Source organism: Sediminicoccus sp. KRV36, from assembly GCF_023243115.1.
Classification (GTDB): domain Bacteria; phylum Pseudomonadota; class Alphaproteobacteria; order Acetobacterales; family Acetobacteraceae; genus Roseococcus.
In genome coordinates, this window is sequence record NZ_CP085081.1 from 1,453,453 (window position 1) to 1,471,495 (window position 18,043).

The window sequence follows — 18,043 nt, forward strand, 5'->3', positions numbered from 1 at the left end:
TTTTTCGAAGCCGCGCCCGCTGTGGCGCGTGACCCTGGCGGCATGCCACAGGGGGCACGCCTCAGAGCGCGAAAGGAAGCCCGATGACCGAACCCTGTGACCTGACCGCCCTCGAAGCCCGCCGCATGATCGGCACCAAGAAGCTTTCCGCGACCGAGCTTCTGGAATCCTGCCTGGCGCGCATCGCCGCCGTGAACCCCGCCGTCAACGCCATGACGGCGATGGATATCGAGGCCGCGCGCGCCACGGCCAAGGCGGCCGATGCCGCGACCATGAAGGGCGAAGCGCTCGGCCTGCTGCACGGGTTGCCGCTCGGCATCAAGGATCTGGAAGCGACCAAGGGGCTGCGCACCACATGGGGCAGCCCGCTCTTTGCCGACCATGTGCCGGACCATGACGAAGGCATGGTCCGCCGCCTGCGCGAGGCAGGCGGCAATGTCCTGGGCAAGACCAACGTCCCGGAATTCGGCCTGGGTGCGAATAGCCGCAACACGGTTTGGGGGGCGACGGGCAATGCCTTCAACCCGACCTACAATGCCGCCGGCTCCTCGGGCGGTTCGGCCGTGGCGCTGGCGACGAACATGATCCCGCTCGCCTCGGGCAGTGATACGGGCGGCAGCCTGCGCAATCCTGCGGCCTTCAATGGCATCGTCGGCTACCGCCCCTCCTCGGGCCTGGTGCCGAGCGAGCGGCGCGGCCACGGCTGGTCCCCCCTGCCCATGCTGGGCCCGATGGCGCGCAACGTGCCCGACCTTGCTCTCATGCTGGGCGCGATGGCGAGCGATGATGTGGCGGACCCGCTGGCCTATACCTTCCCGGGCCAGGCCATGCGTGCCCGGCCGGAGTTGTTCCATCCGGTGCGGCCGGCCGATCTCAGCGCGATGAGCCTCGCCTTCACCGAGGATTTCGGACTGGCACCCACCGAGTCCATCATTCGGCGGGCCTTCCGCAAGGTGGTGGCGGCGGTGGCGCCCATGTTCGCCCGCGCCAGCGAGGCAACCCCCGATGTGACGGGTGGTGACGAGGCGTTCGAAGTGCTGCGCTCCGTCAACGTGCTGGCCGCCCATGCCGAGAAGGTGGACAAGACGCCGCATCTCTGCGGCCCCAACATGCACGCGAATGTCGAGGAGGCACGGCGCTACACCTTCGCTGACAACTCGGCTGCGCTGACGCGGCAGACGCAGATCTACCGCAACTTCCAGAGCTTCTTTGCCGGGCATTCGGTCCTGATCAGCCCGGCCATCTGCGCCTCACCCCGCCCCTGGCGGGAACTGTATCCCGCGCTGATCGATGGCAAGCCCACGCGCAGCTACTTCCACTGGCTGAGCCTGTCCTACTACGTGACGCTGACCGGGCATCCGGCGATGAGCCTGCCGGTTGGCCTCGATGAAAAGGGCTTCCCCTTCGGCCTGCAGATCGTGGGTCCGCGCGGCGGCGATGTGCTGGTGTTGCAGGTGGCGGCCGCGATCGAGGCCGCCTTCGCGGGCGATGCCGAATTTGGCCGGCCCATCCCGGATGTGGCAGCCCTCGCCAAGGCGCCGCCGATCTCCGGAATGGAAGCCTTCAAGACCTGGGACTGATAAGACCTAAGACTGGGCCCTCACCAATAGGCGCGGCGGGGCTGCTGGTAGGCGCTGTAGCGGTAGTCGGGCCGGCCGTAATAAGGCCGCCCGTAATAGGCGGGCCGGCTGGGCTGGCTGGCGGCAACACCCACCGCGACCGCCGCCACCGCCGCACCGGCGGCAAGAAAGCCCGTCGCCACCGGGTCATAGCGGCCATACATGTCGGTGCAGGCGGTGAAGCCGAGCAGCCCGGTGAGGGCGAGGGCAGGGAGGAGCTTGCGCATCGTCTTGGCTCTTTCCAGAGCATCAGCCCAGCGTTTTCGGGCGCCGGACCGGGAGGGGGGTCTTTGTCCTCTGGTCTGAAGAGTACACCGCAGGCTGTGGCGGAAGCGCGGTGCGATCAAGGCATCTCTGGCCGGGATTGTGGCAACCGCGCCGCCGGATACGCATGGTCACTTGCATGGGCGGCGGAGGGCAGGGAGGCTGAGCCGGTCAACTCCGCAGGATGCCGCCGATGCGCCGCCGCTTCATCACCAGCCTTGCCGCCACCTCGGCCTTGCTCTCACCTGTCCAGGCCCAATCGCCGCCACCCACGGCCACACCGCGCGCCATCGTCCTGGATTTCTTCGACCTCGTCTTCACGCAGAAGCGCGTGGCCGAGGGCTTTGCCCGCCATGTCGGCGCGGTCTACATCCAGCATAACCCGCGCGTGCCGGACGGGGCCGAGCCCGCCATCCGCTTCCTGGCCGGCCGCTTCCGGGACAATCCCCAGGCCAGCAATGATCTGAAGCGCGTGATCGCCGAAGGCAACCTGGTGGTGCTCCATCATCACAGCCGGAACAATCCACAGGATCGCGGCCTCGCAATCATGGATATCTTCCGCGTCGAGGGCGGGCTGATCGTGGAGCATTGGGACGTGATCCAACCCGTCCCCGAGACCGCGGCCAATCCCAACGGGATGTTCTGACGCGCTGACCCTGCAGCGTGGCTGCCCCTGCCGGCCGCCCGCAACATGCGTGAAAACAGGCCGGCCGGAAGGGGTGCGAAGCCCCTGGCGAATGGCTTCAGCCGCGCGCACCGGAGAAGGCGTTGAAGGTTTGCAGCGTGTAGGTGTCCTTGACGCCCTTCACGCTCTGCACCTTCTCGACCACGAACAGGCCGATATCCTGGTCCGGCTCCAGGTAGAACTTGCCCAGCAGGTCATACTGCCCGGAGACGGAGTGCATCTCCGAAAGCTCGCCGATGGCGTCGGCCATTTCGCGCGCCACGCGATAGGCCTGGCCCATCTCGCATTTCACCATGACGAAGATCGCGCGCATCTGAGGCCCCCGGGGTTCACGGGCGCAGATATGCCGTGATGCGAGGCTTCCGTCCATCGGGTTGCACCCTGCGCGGGCAAAGCCTGGGGTCCCCCCAGGCGGCAGCGGAAGCAGGGAGCTTGTGCCCGGGGGCAGGTCCTCGCCAAATAGGCGCCATGGACGCTCTCGAACCCACGCCCGATCGCGGTGGCCCCGCCCAACCCCTCCTCGCGGTGAAGGGGCTGGTCAAGCATTTCCCCCTCAAGGGCGGCCTGCTTGGGCGCACCCAGGCGGTCGTGCGCGCCGTGGATGATGTCGAATTCGATGTCATGAAGGGGGAGACCCTGGGCATCGTGGGGGAGAGCGGCTGCGGCAAATCTACCACCGCCCGGCTGCTGATGCGCCTGCTGGAGCCCAATGCCGGCACGATGATCTTTGATGGCGAGGCCGTGGGCGAGAATGTCCAGGCCGGTGGGCTGACGCTGCGCGAATACCGCCGCCAGGTGCAGATGGTGTTCCAGGACAGCTACGCCTCGCTCAACCCGCGCCTGCCGATCGAGGAAACCATTGCCTTCGCGCCCCGCATCCACGGGCTGTCCTCCGATGATTCCGTGACGCGCGCGCGGGAATTGCTGGCCGCGGTCGGCCTCGCCCCGGAAAGCTTCGCCCGCCGCTACCCGCATGAGCTGTCCGGCGGGCAGCGCCAGCGCATCAACATCGCCCGTGCCCTGGCCCTGCGGCCCAAGCTGGTGATCCTGGATGAGCCGGTTTCGGCGTTGGACAAATCGGTCGAGGCGCAGGTGCTGAACCTGCTGGTGGACCTCAAGGCCGAGTTCGGGCTGACCTATGTCTTCATCAGCCATGACCTGAACGTGGTGCAGTACATCAGTGACCGCGTGCTGGTCATGTATCTGGGCGAGGTGGCGGAGATGGGGCCGGTGGGCGCCATTTATGACCGCCCGGCGCATCCCTATACCCGTGCCCTGCTGGATAGCCGGCCCTCGATGGATCCGGCCACGCGCCGGACCAAGCCGCCACTGACCGGCGATCCGCCCAATCCAGTGAATCCGCCATCGGGCTGCCGCTTCCGCACCCGCTGCACCCATGCCGAGGATGTTTGCGCCGCCCGCAAGCCGCTGATGGCCGATCTCGGCGATGGCCACATCGTCTCCTGCCATATGGCGAGCCCGGGCAGCGGGCACAGCCAGGCCGGGAGCCTCGCAGCATGAGCGCCGTCCTGAAGACCGAAGCGCCGCCCTTGGTGCGGCTGCGGGACCTGCATGTCACCTTCAAGACGCGGGATCGCACGGTGCATGCGGTGAACGGCGTGGATCTCGATCTGGCCGCCGGCGAGGTGCTGTGCATCCTGGGCGAGTCCGGCTCGGGCAAGTCGGTCACCTTGCGCGCCTTGATGAAGCTCCTGCCGAAATTCGCGCAGATCAAGGGCGGCATCGAAGTCGGCGGGCGCGATGTGAACGGCATGAGCAACAGCCAGCTCGCGGATTTCCGCGGTGGCGAAGTGGCGATGATCTTCCAGGAGCCCATGACCGCGCTCGACCCGGTCTTCACTGTGGGACGCCAGATTGCCGAGACGGTGCAGCGGCATGAGGGCGTCTCCCGCGCCACGGCCGATGCGCGGGCGCTGGAACTTCTTGAACTGGTGCAGATCCCCTCCGCCAAGCGCCGCCTGGCGGCGTATCCGCATGAGCTTTCCGGCGGCTTGCGCCAGCGCGCGATGATTGCCGTGGCCCTCGCCTGCCGCCCCAAGCTGCTGCTGGCCGATGAGCCGACAACGGCGCTGGATGCCACGGTGCAGATCCAGGTGCTGCTGCTGCTGCGCGAGTTGCAGGAGCGGCTGGGCATGGGCGTGATCTTTGTCACGCACGATCTTGGCGTGGCGGGCGAAATCGCGGACCGCGTGGCCGTCATGTATGCCGGGCGCGTGGTGGAGGAAGGCCCCGTGGCCGGGCTGATGGCAGGGCCCTTGCACCCCTATGCGCAAGGCTTGCTGGGGGCCACGGTGCATCCCGGCATGCGCGGCAAGCGGTTGACCACCATTCCCGGCGCGCCGCCCACGCTGGATGTGGCGCCCACCACCTGCGCTTTTTCCCCGCGCTGCGAATATGCGGAGGCCGCCTGCGTGGCCGGCGTTCCGCCCCTGCTGGAAGCCTCGCCGGGGCGCTTCGCGCGTTGCGTGCGTGTGGGGGCGGCATCGGCCATCCCGGCGGAGTGACGGAACGCTCCGCCTGATCTAGCTTCCCCCGCGATTCCAGAGGGAGCGACGATGATGGCGAAGCCGCCAAAAACCAAGACCAGTGAGCGCAGCGGCGGCAAGCTGCTGGCCGATGCACTCGTCGCCAATGACGCGACCCATGTCTTCGCCGTGCCGGGCGAAAGCTATCTCGACCTGCTGGACGGGCTCTACGCCGTTCGCAATCGCATCGAGCTCATCACCTGCCGCTTCGAGGCCGGCGCCGTCCATATGGCGGAAGCGCATGGCAAGCTGACCGGCCGCCCTGGCGTCTGCGTCGTCACGCGCGGTCCTGGCGCCTGCCATGCCGCGATCGGTGTGCATGTGGCTCAGCAGGACAGCACGCCCATGGTGCTGCTGGTCGGCCAGATCCCGCGCGAGGAGACGGATCGCGAAAGCTTCCAGGAGGTGGATTACCGCCGGATGTTCTCGCCCATCGCCAAGTGGGTGACGCAGATTGATGACGCGCACCGCATCCCCGAGATCATGGCGCATGCCTTCGATGTCGCCGTCAGTGGCCGGCCTGGGCCGGTCGTCGTCGCCATCAGCGAGGAGATGCAGAAGCATCTCTCGGCAGTGCCCGATATCGGGGCCGCGGATGTGGCGCCCGCCCATCCGGCACCCGATGCCATCGCCAGGCTGATGAAGCTGCTGTCCAAGGCCGAGCGCCCGCTGGCCGTGCTGGGCGGCAGCCGCTGGAGTGAAGAGGGCCGCGCCGCCATCCGGGATTTCCTGGTGGCGAATGATATCCCGACGGCCGTCTCCTTCCGGCGGCAGTCGCTGTTCGATGGCACCTCCAAGCATTTCGCCGGCGATCTCGGCGTCGGCGCCGATGCGGCATTGGTGGCCGCCGCCAAGGAGGCCGACCTCATTCTCGCCTTCGGCACCCGCATGGGGGAGCCGGTGAGCCAGGGCTACACCCTGCTGGACATGGCGGGTGCGACGCCGCTGGTGCAGGTCTATCCCGAGCAGGCCGAGATTGGCCGTGTCTATCGCCCGGCCCTCGGCATCACCAGCGATGTGAACGCCTTCGCCGCCGCCATCCAGCAGGAGCGGGTGAAGAAGCCCAAATGGGCCGCCTGGCGGAAGAAACTCCGCGCGGCGCGTGAGGCGCAGGCGGTGGCGCCCGAATATGAGGGCCCGCTGAACCTCGCCCGCGCCCTCCAGGCGCTGGAAAAGGAATTGCCGAAGGACACGATCTTCACCACGGATGCCGGCAATTTCGCCACCTGGCCGAGCCGCTTCATGCACGTCAAGGAAGCGCAGGAATTCCTGGGCCCCACCAACGGCGCCATGGGCTATGGCGTGCCGGCGGCGATCGGTGCCGCCATCACCTACCCGGGGCGGCAGGTGATCTGCTTCGTCGGCGATGGCGGCTTCCTGATGACGGGGCAGGAGATCGCGACCGCATTCCACCACAAGGTGGCGCCCATCATCATGGTGTTCAATAACGGCATGTACGGCACCATCCGCATGTACCAGGAGCGCGTCTATCCTGAGCGCATCTCCGGCACGGCGCTGACCAATCCGGATTTCGCCAAGTTCATCGAGGCCTTCGGCGGCCATGGTGAGGTGGTGAATGCGACGGAAGAACTCGTTCCCGCCTATAAGCGCGCGGTGGCGAGCGGCAAGCCGGCGCTGATCGAGGTGCGGATGAATCCGGAGCAGGTGACCAATCGGGCGACCATCTCGGACCTTCGGGCGCAGTCCACGGGGAAGAAGAAGTAAGACCAGGGGCTTTGCCCCTGGACCCCACCAAAGGCCGAAAGGCCTTTGGAAACCATTTAATTGGGTTCCGAGGGACTGGTCCCTCGGCGGGGTTTCAGGGGCAGAGCCCCTGACCTTCACCCCCTGCCGCGATACCCCGGCACATCCTGGTTGGGGATCCAAACTCCCTCCGGCGGCGTCCCCGTCTGGTAGAACACATCAATCGGGATGCCCCCCCGCGGATACCAATACCCCCCGATCCGCAGCCACACGGGCTCCAGCAGCGTGACCAGGCGGCGCGCGATATCCAGCGTGCAAGCCTCATGAAAGGCGCCATGGTTGCGGAAGCTGCCGAGAAACAGCTTCAGCGACTTGCTCTCCACGATCCAGTCGCGCGGCACATAATCCAGCACCAGATGCGCGAAATCCGGCTGGCCCGTCAGCGGGCAGAGCGAGGTGAATTCCGGCGCGGCGAAGCGGATGCAATAGGCCATGTCGCCATGCGGGTTGGGCACGCGCTCCAGCACGGCTTCGTCCGGGTTGGCGGGCAGGGCGGTCATGGCGCCGAGCATGGTGAGCCCGGCGGTTTCGGTCTTCGCGGTCACGCCTCGCCTTCCTCTCTGCCCCTTGGGGTCCAGTCGGTTTCGATCAGCGCCGCCTCGGCCTCGAAGCGCCCGGCCAGGATGGCCGCGCGCATGCGGGCCATGAGCGCCTGATAGTAGTGGATGTTGTGCCAGCTCAGCAGCATGGGCCCCAGCATCTCGTCGCATTTCAGCAGATGGTGGATGTAGGCGCGGCTGTGGTTGCGGCAAGCCGGGCAGCTGCAATCCGGGTCGAGCGGGCGGGTGTCCTCGGCGAATTTCGCGTTGCGCAGGTTGAGCTGCCCGCGTGAGGTATAGGCACGACCCATGCGGCCGGAGCGTGTCGGGATCACGCAGTCGAACATGTCCACGCCGCGCCGGACCGCGCCCAAAAGGTCGGCCGGCTTGCCCACGCCCATCAGGTAGCGGGGGTGGCTCTCGGGCAGCATGGGCGTGGTGAAGTCGAGGGTGGCGAACATCGCCTCCTGGCCTTCGCCCACAGCCAGGCCGCCAATCGCATAGCCCTCGAAGCCGATGGCGGTGAGTGCGGCCGCGCTTTCCGCGCGCAGATCCTCGAACACACTGCCTTGCACGATGCCGAACAGGCCATGGCCTGGCCGCTCCACAAAGGCTTCCCGCCCGCGCGCGGCCCAGCGCATGGAAAGGCGCATGGATTTCGCGGCGACCTCATGCGTGGCGGGGAAGGGGGTGCATTCGTCAAAGCTCATGGTGACATCAGCACCCAGCAGGCGCTGAATCTCGATGCTGCGCTCCGGCGTCAGGCGGTGTTTCGAGCCATCCACATGGGATTGGAAGGTCACGCCATCCTCATCCATCTTGCGCAGGCCGGACAGGCTCATGACCTGGAAGCCGCCGGAATCCGTCAGGATCGGACCGTGCCAATCCATGAAGCGATGCAGGCCCCCCAGGCGATCCACCCGCTCGGCCGTGGGGCGGAGCATGAGGTGGTAGGTGTTGCCGAGCACCATGCGGGCGCCTGTGGAGCGCACGGCATCCGCCGTCATCGCCTTCACCGTGCCGGCGGTGCCCACGGGCATGAAGACCGGCGTGGGCACCTCGCCATGGGCGGTGTGCAGCATGCCGGCGCGCGCGCGGCCATCGGTCGCCGCATGGGTCCAGTGCAGGCTCATGGCGTGGCGTCCCGGAACAGCAGCGAGGCATCGCCGTAGGAGAAGAAGCGGTAGCCCTGGCGCACGGCATGGGCATAGGCCGCCCGCATGCGGGCCCGGCCGGCAAAGGCCGCGACAAGCATGAGCAGGGTGGATTTGGGCAGATGGAAGTTGGTCATCAGCATGTCGGCCGCGCGGAATTCAAAGCCGGGCAGGATGTAGAGGTCGGTCAGGCCGGAAAAGGGCGGGATGGGCGTGGTCCTGTCCGGGACGGCGCGCGCCGCGGTTTCCAGCAGGCGCAGCGCGGTGGTGCCGCAACACAGGATGCGCCGGCCCTCGGCGCGGGCGGCGTTGATGATGGCGGCGGCCTCGGGCGACAATTCGCCCCATTCATGATGCAGCTTGTGCGTGCGGGGGTCGCCGTCGCGCACGGGCAGGAAGGTGCCGGCGCCCACATGCAGCGTCACCGTGGCGCGCTGCACCCCGCGCGCGTCCAGCGCCGCCAGAAGTTCCGGCGTGAAATGCAGGCTGGCGGTGGGGGCGGCGACGGCGCCGGGGCGGGCGGCGAAGACGGTCTGGTAGTCGGCGCGGTCCTCGCCGCGCGGTGCTGCGCGGTGGATATAGGGGGGCAGGGGCATCTCGCCCGCCTGTTCCAGGGCGGCGGCCAGGGCCTTGGGATCCGGCCCGAAATCCAGCCTGGCGCTGCCGCCCTCGAATTTCTCCACCACCCGCGCCGTGAGGTCACTGCCCTCGATGACGAGGTCATCGCCCGGCTTGATGCGCCGGGCATTGCGGATCAGCGCGTGCCAGGTGCCATCGCCCTCGGCGCGGTTGAGCATGATCTCGATCCGCGCCTCGCCGCGGCGCGCGTGCAGCCTCGCGGGGATGACGCGCGTATCATTCACCACCATCACATCGCCGGGTTGCAGCAGTGCCGGCAGGTCGCGCACGCCGCGATCATCGAGGGCGTCAGGCCGCACCACCAGCAGCCGCGCCGCATCGCGGGGGCGGATGGGGCTCTGCGCGATCAGCGCCTCGGGCAGGGCATAGTCGAAATCGGCGGTTGAGAGGGACATGCGCGGCGGCGGTAGCGCGGGCGGCTGGGGGACGCAACGTCGCGCGCGCGACAGACGCGACAATTTCGCGTTTGCCGCGCGATCAAGCTGACACAGAAGCGGCGCATGATGATTTCGTTCTGGCAAAGGAATGGCATCATGGACCTGCACCGTATCGCCCTTCTCCGTGACAGCTTCGGACGCCTGGCCCCCATCGCGGAGCCCGCGGCGGCCCTGTTCTACCGACGCTTGATGGAGATGGACCCGAGCACGCGGCCGCTCTTTGCCAGGACGGACATGGCAGCCCAGGGGGTCAAGCTGATGCAGGCGCTCGGCATGGCCATCGCCACGCTGGAGCGCGCCGAGCAGCTCCTGCCCAAGCTGCGGGAGATGGCGCAGCGCCATGTTGCCTATGGGGTGCAGCGCGAGCACTATGCCAGTGTCGGCGCCGCCCTGCTCTGGACCCTGGGCAAGGGGCTGGGCGATGGCTTCACGCCCGAGGTGGAGGATGCCTGGGCCGAGGCCTATGCGATCCTGGCCGATGTGATGATGGATGCCGCCTATTGCGTCCGAGCGGCCTAGGACGCATCCAGCATGGCTGGGCGTTCAGTCATGCGCCAGGCGCGGTTGCGAGGCTGCGCGCAGGCGTGAAACACTCCCGGCTGTCCTCGGGAGTTTGCCCATGCTCGCCACACCCAGCCGTGCCGGGATACTGATCGCCTGCGCCGTCATCTGCGCGGCCCTGGCGACGGGGCTGCGCCAGAGCTTTGGCCTCTTCCTCGCGCCGATGACGAGTGATCTGGGCTGGTCCAGCTCCGGCTTCGCCTTGGCCATCGCGATCCAGGTGCTGCTGAACGGCTTCACCCAGCCCATCATCGGCCAGGTGGCCGACCGTGTGGGCGGGCGCGCGGTGATCATGGGGGGCGCCGTGTTCTACTGCCTCGGCATCCTCGGCATGGCGCTGAGCGCGGGGCTGCCGATGTTCACCTTCTTCGCCGGCGTCGTGATGGGGGTGGCTGTCTCGGCCGCCGGCATGCCGGTCATCAATGCCAGCCTGACGCGCCTGCTGCCCGAGAATATGCGCGGCCGGGCCGTCGGCCTCGGCACGGCGGGATCGAGCTTCGGGCAATTCCTGGTGGTGCCGCTCTCTCAGCTGGGCATCAACCTGGCTGGCTGGCAGGGGGCGCTGTTTCTGCTGGCGGGGGTGGCGCTGTTGATGATCCCGCTCGCCTTGCCGCTGGATGGCCGCCCCGCCCCGCCCAAGCCCGGCGTTGACGAGCAGACGGCGATGCAGGCGCTGCGCCTCGGTCTCACTTCGCCGACCTTCTGGTTCATTTTCTTCGGCTTCTCGATCTGCGGGCTGCATGTGAGTTTCCTGGCCGTGCATCTGCCCGGCTTCGTCGCCACCTGCCATTTGCCCGCCTCGGTCGGGGCTGCGGCCATCGCGCTGATCGGGCTGTTCAACATCGTGGGCGCGCTGGGGGCGGGTGAATTGTCGCAGCGCTGGAAGCGGCGGGAATTGCTGATCATGATCTATGCCGGGCGCGGCGTGCTGATGGCCGTGTTTCTCTTCGCCGAGAAGACGACGACGAGCGTGCTGATCTTTTCGGCCTTCATGGGGCTGCTCTGGCTTTCCACCATTCCGCCGACGGTGGCACTGATGGCGCGGAATTTCGGCACGCGCTGGCTGGCCACCATGTTCGGCCTGGTCTTCGTGGGGCATCAATTCGGCGGCTTCGCGGGCGCCTTCCTCGGCGGCTATATCTTCGACCGCACCGGCAGCTATGATCTCATGTGGAGCATCTGCATCGCGGGCTCCGCCTTCGCGGCGCTGATGCATATTCCGGTGCGCGATGGCCCCAAGGCCGAGTTGCCGGGCCTGACGCCGCCGCCGCGAGGCGCTACAAGCGGATGAGTAACGTTTTTCTGGAGCTGGGCTGACATGCTGCGCCGCCGTTCGATTCTGCCCGCCCTCGGGGGGCTCCTGGCCTCGCCCGCCCTCGTGACACCCCTGCTGGCCCAGCCGCGGCAGGGCCCGCCGCATGAATGGATGTTCGGCAGCTGGACCGGCGGCATCTTCCCCGCCGTGGATACCGAAGGCCCGGGCTGCTTCGGCAACGTGGCGCTGATCGTCATGCGGGACCTCATCATGCGGGTCTCCAGCCTCGACTATGCCTATCGCCAGCGGGCGATCGAGACGGTGGCCCTGACACCGGACGGGCTGGAATTCCGCCTGATCCCGGTCAGTGGCCGCCCGGCGCCCGAGATCGGCTTCGGCTGCGATGGCAACCCCAATCTGCTGCGCGTGACGCGCCGCGGTCCCGATGAGGTGATGTTGCCCGGCTGCGTCGAATTTCCGGGGGCGCTGCGCCGCTGCCGGACGGTCTGAGCCATGGCCCGCATCACCCTGATCCATGCGCTGCGGCACTCGCCACCGCCCATCGAGGCCGCTTTTGCCCGGCTCTGGCCCGGCCAGACGCTGATGAACCTGCTGGATGACAGCCTCTCGGCCGATCTCGCGCGTGAAGGCCAGCTGACGCCGGCGATGACCGAGCGCTTCCGCAGCCTCGGCCACTACGCGACGGGCACCGGTTCGGACGCCATCCTCTTCACCTGCTCGGCCTTTGGCCCCTGCATCGAGGCGGTGGCGGCCGATCACGCGGCGCTTCCCGTGCTGAAGCCGAACGAGGCGATGATCGAGGAGATCATCGCCGCCGGGGTGAAGCGCGTCGGGCTGCTCGCCACCTTCGCCGGCACGCTGACCTCCATGCCGCCCGAATTCCCCGCGGACATCGAGGTGGTGCCCTGCCTGGCCGAGGGCGCGCTGGCCGCGCTGGATGCGGGCGATGTGGCGCTGCATGACCGCCTGGCGGTGGCGGCCGCCATGGCATTGCGCGATTGCGACGCCATCGCGCTGGGCCAGTTCAGCCTGGCCCATGTGGCGCCGATGGTGGCCGAAGCGACGGGCAAGCCCGTGTTTTCCACACCCGAAAGCGCGGTCCGCAAGCTTCGGCGCATGCTCGGCGCTTGAAGCGCGGCCAATCGCGCGCATCTGGAAAGCATCCAAAGCAAGGGGATCAGGGAATGAGCGAACTCGCTGTCGGCGCCAAGGCGCCGGCCTTCACCATGCCGGCCTCGGGCGGGCGCACGGTCAGCTCCAAGGAGCTGAAGGGCAAGGCCTACCTGCTGTATTTCTATCCCAAGGCCGATACGCCCGGCTGCACGAAGCAGGCTTGCGGCATCCAGGAAGCGCTGCCGGCGCTGGGCAAGATCGGCCTGGAGGTGATCGGCATCAGCCCGGACGCGATGCCGCCGATCGAGAAATTCGCCGCCAAATACAATCTCACCTTCCCGCTCGCCAGCGATGCGGACCAGAAGGTGGCCACCGCCTACGGGACCTGGGTGGAGAAATCCATGTATGGCAAGAAATACATGGGGATGGAGCGCAGCAGCTTCCTGGTTGGCGCGGATGGCAAGATCGCGGCGATCTGGCGGAAGGTGAAGCCGGAAGCGCATGCGGCCCAGGTGATCGAGGCGGCCAAGGCGCTTTGATCGGCGGCTGAAGGCTTCGCGACCGTCTCGCCTCCCTCCCCCAAACGCCGGGCGGGAAGCCGAGGCTTCCCGCGATTGGGCTGGAGGGGCGGACGCCGGTCCCCATGAGCGGTGCGAAGGCCGCCTGCACTCAGCCCCGGCTGCCGCACTGGGCCGCCACGATGCGGCAGGTGGAGTGCGGGTCGCGCGCCCGGCATTCGGCCATCGCCTCGCTTTCGGCCGCTTCACGCGTGGCGCCGCTGCCGGCATTGGTGGACATGACGTTGTAGGTTGAAGCGTCCGAGGTCATGACGATGGCCCATTGGTTGCGGCGCACGCCCTGGGCCACCGCGCCGCAGGCCGCGGTGAACTCGGCGATCACGCGGCAACCTGGGCCGCCCTGTGCGCAGCGCTGCTCGGCCGCGCGGAAGGCGACCAGCCGGTCCCGCTCACCCACCACCAGGCCAAAGCCGGCCGAGGGGCTGCGCGCCGCGTAGATCACGCCATGGCTTTGCTGCGCGGCGGGCGCGGCGGCCACCGCCACCGGGCGCTGTGCCACAAGCTGCACCCCGCGCCCCGAAGCGACCGCCGGGCTGCGGCCCTCCTGGCGGGCGAAGGCCTGGCCGGCGCCGCAGCGGATCTGGCAGGCCTGGGCGGCCGCGGGGTGGGCGCCAGGCCGGGCGGCCTGCTGCAGGCAATCGGCCTGGCAGGCCCGGCCGAGATCGGCCTGCATGCGGCTCATCCGGTCCATGTTGCCGGGGGCGGCCAGGGCGGCACCCATGCTGGCAAAGGAAAGCACGGCGGTGAGAAGGATGCGGCGCATGGTGGTGATCTCCGGTGGCAGGCTTGGGGGCCGTGTTTCGATGACCCCAATCTGACCGGCTTGTGTCGCGGGATGATCGCGCCCCACGCCCGGCTTCGTCGCGTCTGTCGCGCGGCCCGCCCTTCCCGCGCGACAGACGCGACAGAAGGCGCGACAGAAACCTGACATAAGCCTGGACATGCCTGATCATGCCCTTCCGGCCGAAGTGCCGAATGACGACGCCGCCCTGATCGAAGCCCTGTTTTCCATGGGCGAGTCTGGCTTTCTGCAACTTGATCCGCAATTGCGGGTCCGGCGGGCCTCGGATGCCTTTGGCCGGATGCTGCGGGTCGCGCTGCCTGAGCCGGGTTGCGGCCTGGCCGACTGGCTGGGCGGGTTGCTCGCCTCGGGCGCTTTCGCCGCCCCTTCGGCCTTGCCGCATCTGCTGGCGCCCTTCCAGGCGCCCGATGGCAGCACGGCGCGCTGGGCGCGGGCCGATGGACGGGCCGTGCATCTCACCGTCCGCGCCCTGCCCGGTGGTGGCCGCCTCGCCTCGCTCAACACCATCCGCGCCGAGGAGGATCAGGCGCATGAGCTGCTGCGCAGCGCCTATCTGCTGGAAAACGTGACCGATGCAGTGGTGTTGATGGACCCGCAGGGGGTCATCCTCGACAATTCCACCGGGCGCGGTGACCTGCTTGGGCTGCCGGATGACCTGGTGAAGCCCGGCCGCACGCATCACGACATTCTGCGATTCATGTACCGGCGGGGCGACTACGGCGCCGAGATGACCGAGGAAAGCTTCGTGGCGCAGCGCCGCGCCATGATCCTCGCCGCCGGCCGCTTCACCCTGCCGAGCCAGATGCCCGACGGCCGCTGGGCCGAATACAATTTCCGCCCCCTCCCCAATGGCGACCTGCTGATCCTGGTGCGCGACGTGACGGAGCTGCGCAACGCGCTGGCCGCCCTGGAAGCCGAGCGCGCCGAACGCGAGGAGGAGCGCCGCCGCGCCGCCCTGCTGCTGGAGAGCACGGAGGATGCCATCCTGCTGTTCGATGCAGCCGGCACCCTGCTCGAAGCCTCGCGCAATTGCGGCGAGATGTTCGGCCTGCCGCCTGAGCTCTTTGCCAAGGGCGCCACGCATGCGGGCTTCCTGCGTGCCATGCATCGCCGGGGCGATTACGGCTTGGCAGTCGCGGAAGAGGATTTCATCACCCAGGCGCGCGATGAGGTTGCGCGTCCAGGGCGCGTCCAGGGCGTGCATCTGCTGCCCAATGGCCGCTGGGTGGAGATGAACCTCGAAACCCGGCCGGATGCCACGCTGCTGGTCAATGTGCGCGACATCACCGACCTGAAGAACGTGCAGCTGGCCCTCGAGGCCGAGCAGCAGAAACTGCGCCGCGTGATGGACAATATGCGCGATGGCGTGATGCTGTTCGATGCCGATCTGCGCTGGACCATCGTCAGCGAGCCCATCCTGCGCTTCTTTGATCTGCCGGCGCATTTCGGCGTCGGCACCAGCCTGCGCGATGTCACGCGCTTCCAGCTGCTGCGCGGTGATTTCGGCCCGGTGCCTGACACAGAGGCGGAGCGGATCGCGGCTGTCGAAGCGCGCATCGAGGGCCTGCTCGAACCCGGCGGACGGCGCTATGTGCGCAAGACGCTGAATGGCTATTGGCTCGATATCCGCATGCAGCCCATGCCCGATGGCGGCCTGCTGGCCTTCTATCGTGACGTGACGCTGCTGAAGCAACAGGAAGAGCAGGTCGAGGCGGAGCGTCATCTCCTGCTGGAACTGCTGAACGGGCTGGATGAGGCGGTGGTGCTGCTCGGCCCGGACCAGGCGATCCTGGCCAGCAATGCGCGTGGCTCGGATTTCCTGCCCGAGCGGCCCGACCTGCTGGCCGCCGGCGGCAGCATGCGCGAGGTGCTGCGCCATCTGTATCGGCGCGGTGAATACGGCACGGAGCTGGATGAGGAAGCGCGCATCACCGAGCGCATGGAGTTCATCACCCATCCGGCCGGCCAGCGTTACACCAGGCCCTCGGCCGATGGGCGCTGGGTGGAGTTCCAGTACACGCCGCTTTCGGGCGGCCGCACGCTGCTGCAGGCGCGCGATGTGACACCGCTCAAGCGCCGCGAGGCCGAGGTGGAGGAGCAGCGCGCCCTGCTGGCCGAGGTGCTGAATTCGATGGATGCGATGGTGGTGCTGCTGGACGCGGATGCGCGCGTCATCATGTCCAACGGGCGCGGCCGCAACCTCCTCGATATCCCGGCCGAACTGGTGGATGAGGGCGGCTCGCTGCGCGAATCCATGCGCTACATGTATCGCCGCGGCGATTTCGGTTTCGATGAGCCCGAGACGGTCTGGGTGGATGGCCGGGTGGATGCCGTGCTCTCCGGCAAGCCGATCCGGCTGACGCGGCCGGCGCCCGGCAATCGCTGGCTGGAATTCAGCTACAGCCCGATCGGCCAGGGCCGCATCATCGCCCAGGGGCGGGATGTCACGGCGCTGAAGGCCAGCGAGCAGGCGGCGATCGCGGCGAAGGAAGCGGCCGAGGCCGCTGCCCTCGCGAAATCCAGCTTCCTCGCCGCCATGAGCCATGAGATCCGCACGCCGATGAACGGCGTGCTCGGCATGCTGGAGGTGCTTGGCCGATCCGAGCTCAAGCCCGACCAGGCGCGCAGCGTCACGGTGATGCGTGAAAGCGCGCATTCGCTGCTGCGCATCATTGATGACGTGCTGGATTTCTCGAAGATCGAAGCCGGGCGCCTCGATGTGGAGGCGATGCCCTTCAGCCTGCGCGCGATGGTGGATGGCACGATCGAGACGCTGACCCCGGAGGCGAAGCGCCGCGGCCTAGCACTCTTCGCGGACCAGCCCGGCCCCGGCCCGGATTGGCTGGAGGGCGACCCGACGCGCGTGCGGCAGATCCTGTTCAACCTCGTTGGCAATGCGCTGAAATTCACCGAGCGCGGCTTCGTGCGCATCGCGGCCCATGCCGTGCTGGAGAAGGATGCCGGCTCGGCCGATGGGCTGCCCGCGGTCGCGCGCCTGACGCTCAGCGTCGAGGATAGCGGTGTGGGCATGGATGAGGCGACGCTCGGCCGGCTGTTCCAGCCCTTCACCCAGGCCGATAGCTCCACCACGCGGCGCTTTGGCGGCACGGGGCTTGGCTTGTCCATCGTGCGCCGCCTAGCCGAGCTCATGGGGGGCGAGGTGCGGGCCGAGAGCGATCCCGGGCGCGGCAGCCGCTTCACCGTCACGCTGCGCCTCGGCCTCGCTGGTGCGCCGGCGGCGCCGAATGCGGCGGCGCTGCACACCCCCATGCATGCGCCGGCGGCGGGGCATGCGGCGGGCGGCGTGCTGGTGGTGGATGACCACCCGGTCAATCGCGAAGTGCTGCTGCGCCAGCTGGAACTGCTGGGGCTTGGCGCCGGCACGGCCGTGGATGGCGGGGATGCGCTGCGCATCTGGCGGGAGGAGCGGCAGTCCATCATCCTGCTGGATATCCACATGCCCGTGATGGATGGCTTCGAACTGGCCCGCGCCATCCGCGCCGAGGAGCAGCGGCTGAGCCTGCCCCGCACCACGCTGATCGCCGTCACGGCCAATGCCCTGAAGGGGGAAGCCGAGCGCTGCTATGCCGCCGGCATGGACGGCTTCCTGGCCAAGCCGGTGACGCTGGATGGCCTTTCGCGCGCGCTGTCACGCTTCCTGCCGGAAGTGGCGGGGGAGGGGCCGGCGCAGGGTGGCGCCCTGTTCGACCCCGAAGCCTTGCGCGGCCTGTTCGGCCAGGACCGCGCCCGGCTCTCCAGCATTCTTGAAAGCTTCGCCGAGCAGGCGCGGCACGATATCCAGGGGATGCAGGGCGCCGATGCCAAGGCGCTCGGCCTTGCGGCACATCGCCTGAAGGGCGCCGCGCGCATGGTGGGTGCAAGGCTGCTGGCCGAGCAGGCCCAGGCGGTTGAGACGGCGTTGAAGGAGCAGGACGCCGCCCGGATCGCCGCAGCCACCGCCGGCATGGACGCCTTACTGACCGAGACGCTGAGTGTCGCCCGGCCCCTGCTGGACCGGGGCTGAAGCATCATCCCCAATCCCGCCCCGCTCAGATGCTACCATCTG

Annotated in this window: 17 protein-coding genes; 11 read left to right on the top strand and 6 right to left on the bottom strand. The window is 68.2% G+C overall.

Features of this window, described 5'->3' with window-relative positions:
• Window positions 1–83: 83 nt before the first annotated feature.
• Entirely contained in the window at window positions 84–1,580 is a 1,497-nt protein-coding gene (locus LHU95_RS06530; protein ID WP_248710565.1) for an amidase family protein, read from the top strand.
• A gap of 20 nt (window positions 1,581–1,600) precedes the next feature.
• Here LHU95_RS06530 and LHU95_RS06535 read toward each other — a convergent pair whose 3' ends face one another.
• Window positions 1,601–1,846 (bottom strand): hypothetical protein, encoded by a 246-nt coding sequence (locus tag LHU95_RS06535; RefSeq protein WP_248710566.1) that lies wholly within the window; start codon window positions 1,844–1,846, stop codon window positions 1,601–1,603.
• A gap of 230 nt (window positions 1,847–2,076) precedes the next feature.
• On the opposite strand from LHU95_RS06535, the gene LHU95_RS06540 reads away from it, so the two are divergent.
• Complete coding sequence (locus LHU95_RS06540; protein ID WP_248710567.1) at window positions 2,077–2,529, top strand: nuclear transport factor 2 family protein; 453 nt, start codon at window positions 2,077–2,079, stop codon at window positions 2,527–2,529.
• A 97-nt stretch (window positions 2,530–2,626) separates the two neighbouring features.
• Here the strand turns inward: LHU95_RS06540 and LHU95_RS06545 are convergent, their stop codons facing one another.
• On the bottom strand, window positions 2,627–2,881 hold the full coding sequence (locus LHU95_RS06545) for an Lrp/AsnC ligand binding domain-containing protein (RefSeq protein WP_248710568.1): 255 nt from the start codon (window positions 2,879–2,881) through the stop codon (window positions 2,627–2,629).
• 155 nt (window positions 2,882–3,036) lie between these two features.
• On the opposite strand from LHU95_RS06545, the gene LHU95_RS06550 reads away from it, so the two are divergent.
• The 3 genes from LHU95_RS06550 to LHU95_RS06560 are packed head-to-tail and all read left to right on the top strand — an operon-like array spanning window position 3,037 to window position 6,839.
• Window positions 3,037–4,089: an oligopeptide/dipeptide ABC transporter ATP-binding protein gene (locus LHU95_RS06550; protein WP_248710569.1), complete on the top strand. Its 1,053-nt coding sequence runs from the start codon at window positions 3,037–3,039 to the stop codon at window positions 4,087–4,089.
• On the top strand, window positions 4,086–5,093 hold the full coding sequence (locus tag LHU95_RS06555) for an ABC transporter ATP-binding protein (RefSeq protein WP_248710570.1): 1,008 nt from the start codon (window positions 4,086–4,088) through the stop codon (window positions 5,091–5,093). The genes LHU95_RS06550 and LHU95_RS06555 overlap by 4 nt, the downstream gene beginning before the upstream one ends.
• Before the next feature lie 54 nt (window positions 5,094–5,147).
• Entirely contained in the window at window positions 5,148–6,839 is a 1,692-nt protein-coding gene (locus LHU95_RS06560) for a thiamine pyrophosphate-dependent enzyme (RefSeq protein WP_248710571.1), read from the top strand.
• A gap of 116 nt (window positions 6,840–6,955) precedes the next feature.
• Here LHU95_RS06560 and queF read toward each other — a convergent pair whose 3' ends face one another.
• Genes queF through queA form a run of 3 tightly spaced genes read right to left on the bottom strand, consistent with a single transcriptional unit; the run spans window position 6,956 to window position 9,605 of the window.
• A complete protein-coding gene (gene queF, locus LHU95_RS06565) occupies window positions 6,956–7,390 on the bottom strand; it encodes a preQ(1) synthase (protein WP_248711513.1) in 435 nt (144 codons plus the stop codon).
• A gap of 29 nt (window positions 7,391–7,419) precedes the next feature.
• Window positions 7,420–8,550, bottom strand: coding sequence for a tRNA guanosine(34) transglycosylase Tgt (gene tgt / locus LHU95_RS06570; RefSeq protein WP_248710572.1), 1,131 nt, complete (start codon window positions 8,548–8,550; stop codon window positions 7,420–7,422).
• Complete coding sequence (gene queA / locus LHU95_RS06575; protein WP_248710573.1) at window positions 8,547–9,605, bottom strand: tRNA preQ1(34) S-adenosylmethionine ribosyltransferase-isomerase QueA; 1,059 nt, start codon at window positions 9,603–9,605, stop codon at window positions 8,547–8,549. The genes tgt and queA overlap by 4 nt, the downstream gene beginning before the upstream one ends.
• A 138-nt stretch (window positions 9,606–9,743) precedes the next feature.
• Between queA and LHU95_RS06580 the strand changes: the two genes are divergently transcribed.
• From LHU95_RS06580 to bcp, 5 genes are all read left to right on the top strand, one after another.
• The gene (locus LHU95_RS06580) at window positions 9,744–10,166 is read left to right on the top strand and encodes a globin family protein (RefSeq protein ID WP_248710574.1); all 423 of its coding nucleotides are present in this window, start codon (window positions 9,744–9,746) and stop codon (window positions 10,164–10,166) included.
• A 100-nt stretch (window positions 10,167–10,266) separates the two neighbouring features.
• A complete protein-coding gene (locus tag LHU95_RS06585) occupies window positions 10,267–11,499 on the top strand; it encodes an MFS transporter (RefSeq protein WP_248710575.1) in 1,233 nt (410 codons plus the stop codon).
• A 27-nt stretch (window positions 11,500–11,526) separates the two neighbouring features.
• On the top strand, window positions 11,527–11,973 hold the full coding sequence (locus LHU95_RS06590; RefSeq protein ID WP_248710576.1) for a hypothetical protein: 447 nt from the start codon (window positions 11,527–11,529) through the stop codon (window positions 11,971–11,973).
• A gap of 3 nt (window positions 11,974–11,976) precedes the next feature.
• On the top strand, window positions 11,977–12,615 hold the full coding sequence (locus LHU95_RS06595; RefSeq protein WP_248710577.1) for an aspartate/glutamate racemase family protein: 639 nt from the start codon (window positions 11,977–11,979) through the stop codon (window positions 12,613–12,615).
• A gap of 53 nt (window positions 12,616–12,668) precedes the next feature.
• A complete protein-coding gene (gene bcp / locus LHU95_RS06600) occupies window positions 12,669–13,136 on the top strand; it encodes a thioredoxin-dependent thiol peroxidase (protein ID WP_248710578.1) in 468 nt (155 codons plus the stop codon).
• A gap of 130 nt (window positions 13,137–13,266) precedes the next feature.
• Here the strand turns inward: bcp and LHU95_RS06605 are convergent, their stop codons facing one another.
• Window positions 13,267–13,938, bottom strand: a complete 672-nt coding sequence (locus LHU95_RS06605; protein ID WP_248710579.1) for a DUF4189 domain-containing protein — start codon at window positions 13,936–13,938, stop codon at window positions 13,267–13,269.
• A gap of 178 nt (window positions 13,939–14,116) precedes the next feature.
• Here LHU95_RS06605 and LHU95_RS06610 point away from each other — a divergent pair, with 178 nt between their 5' ends.
• Window positions 14,117–18,001, top strand: a complete 3,885-nt coding sequence (locus LHU95_RS06610) for a PAS-domain containing protein (RefSeq protein WP_248710580.1) — start codon at window positions 14,117–14,119, stop codon at window positions 17,999–18,001.
• Window positions 18,002–18,043 lie beyond the last annotated feature (42 nt).

What these genes read in the sequence shown, in the direction of transcription:
- LHU95_RS06530 (WP_248710565.1), top strand. Translation starts at nt 84, where the DNA reads ATGACCGAACCCTGTGACCTGACCGCCCTCGAAGCCCGCCGCATGATC.
- LHU95_RS06535 (WP_248710566.1), bottom strand. Translation starts at nt 1,846, where the DNA reads ATGCGCAAGCTCCTCCCTGCCCTCGCCCTCACCGGGCTGCTCGGCTTC.
- LHU95_RS06540 (WP_248710567.1), top strand. Translation starts at nt 2,077, where the DNA reads ATGCGCCGCCGCTTCATCACCAGCCTTGCCGCCACCTCGGCCTTGCTC.
- LHU95_RS06545 (WP_248710568.1), bottom strand. Translation starts at nt 2,881, where the DNA reads ATGCGCGCGATCTTCGTCATGGTGAAATGCGAGATGGGCCAGGCCTAT.
- LHU95_RS06550 (WP_248710569.1), top strand. Translation starts at nt 3,037, where the DNA reads ATGGACGCTCTCGAACCCACGCCCGATCGCGGTGGCCCCGCCCAACCC.
- LHU95_RS06555 (WP_248710570.1), top strand. Translation starts at nt 4,086, where the DNA reads ATGAGCGCCGTCCTGAAGACCGAAGCGCCGCCCTTGGTGCGGCTGCGG.
- LHU95_RS06560 (WP_248710571.1), top strand. Translation starts at nt 5,148, where the DNA reads ATGGCGAAGCCGCCAAAAACCAAGACCAGTGAGCGCAGCGGCGGCAAG.
- queF (WP_248711513.1), bottom strand. Translation starts at nt 7,390, where the DNA reads ATGCTCGGCGCCATGACCGCCCTGCCCGCCAACCCGGACGAAGCCGTG.
- tgt (WP_248710572.1), bottom strand. Translation starts at nt 8,550, where the DNA reads ATGAGCCTGCACTGGACCCATGCGGCGACCGATGGCCGCGCGCGCGCC.
- queA (WP_248710573.1), bottom strand. Translation starts at nt 9,605, where the DNA reads ATGTCCCTCTCAACCGCCGATTTCGACTATGCCCTGCCCGAGGCGCTG.
- LHU95_RS06580 (WP_248710574.1), top strand. Translation starts at nt 9,744, where the DNA reads ATGGACCTGCACCGTATCGCCCTTCTCCGTGACAGCTTCGGACGCCTG.
- LHU95_RS06585 (WP_248710575.1), top strand. Translation starts at nt 10,267, where the DNA reads ATGCTCGCCACACCCAGCCGTGCCGGGATACTGATCGCCTGCGCCGTC.
- LHU95_RS06590 (WP_248710576.1), top strand. Translation starts at nt 11,527, where the DNA reads ATGCTGCGCCGCCGTTCGATTCTGCCCGCCCTCGGGGGGCTCCTGGCC.
- LHU95_RS06595 (WP_248710577.1), top strand. Translation starts at nt 11,977, where the DNA reads ATGGCCCGCATCACCCTGATCCATGCGCTGCGGCACTCGCCACCGCCC.
- bcp (WP_248710578.1), top strand. Translation starts at nt 12,669, where the DNA reads ATGAGCGAACTCGCTGTCGGCGCCAAGGCGCCGGCCTTCACCATGCCG.
- LHU95_RS06605 (WP_248710579.1), bottom strand. Translation starts at nt 13,938, where the DNA reads ATGCGCCGCATCCTTCTCACCGCCGTGCTTTCCTTTGCCAGCATGGGT.
- LHU95_RS06610 (WP_248710580.1), top strand. Translation starts at nt 14,117, where the DNA reads ATGCCTGATCATGCCCTTCCGGCCGAAGTGCCGAATGACGACGCCGCC.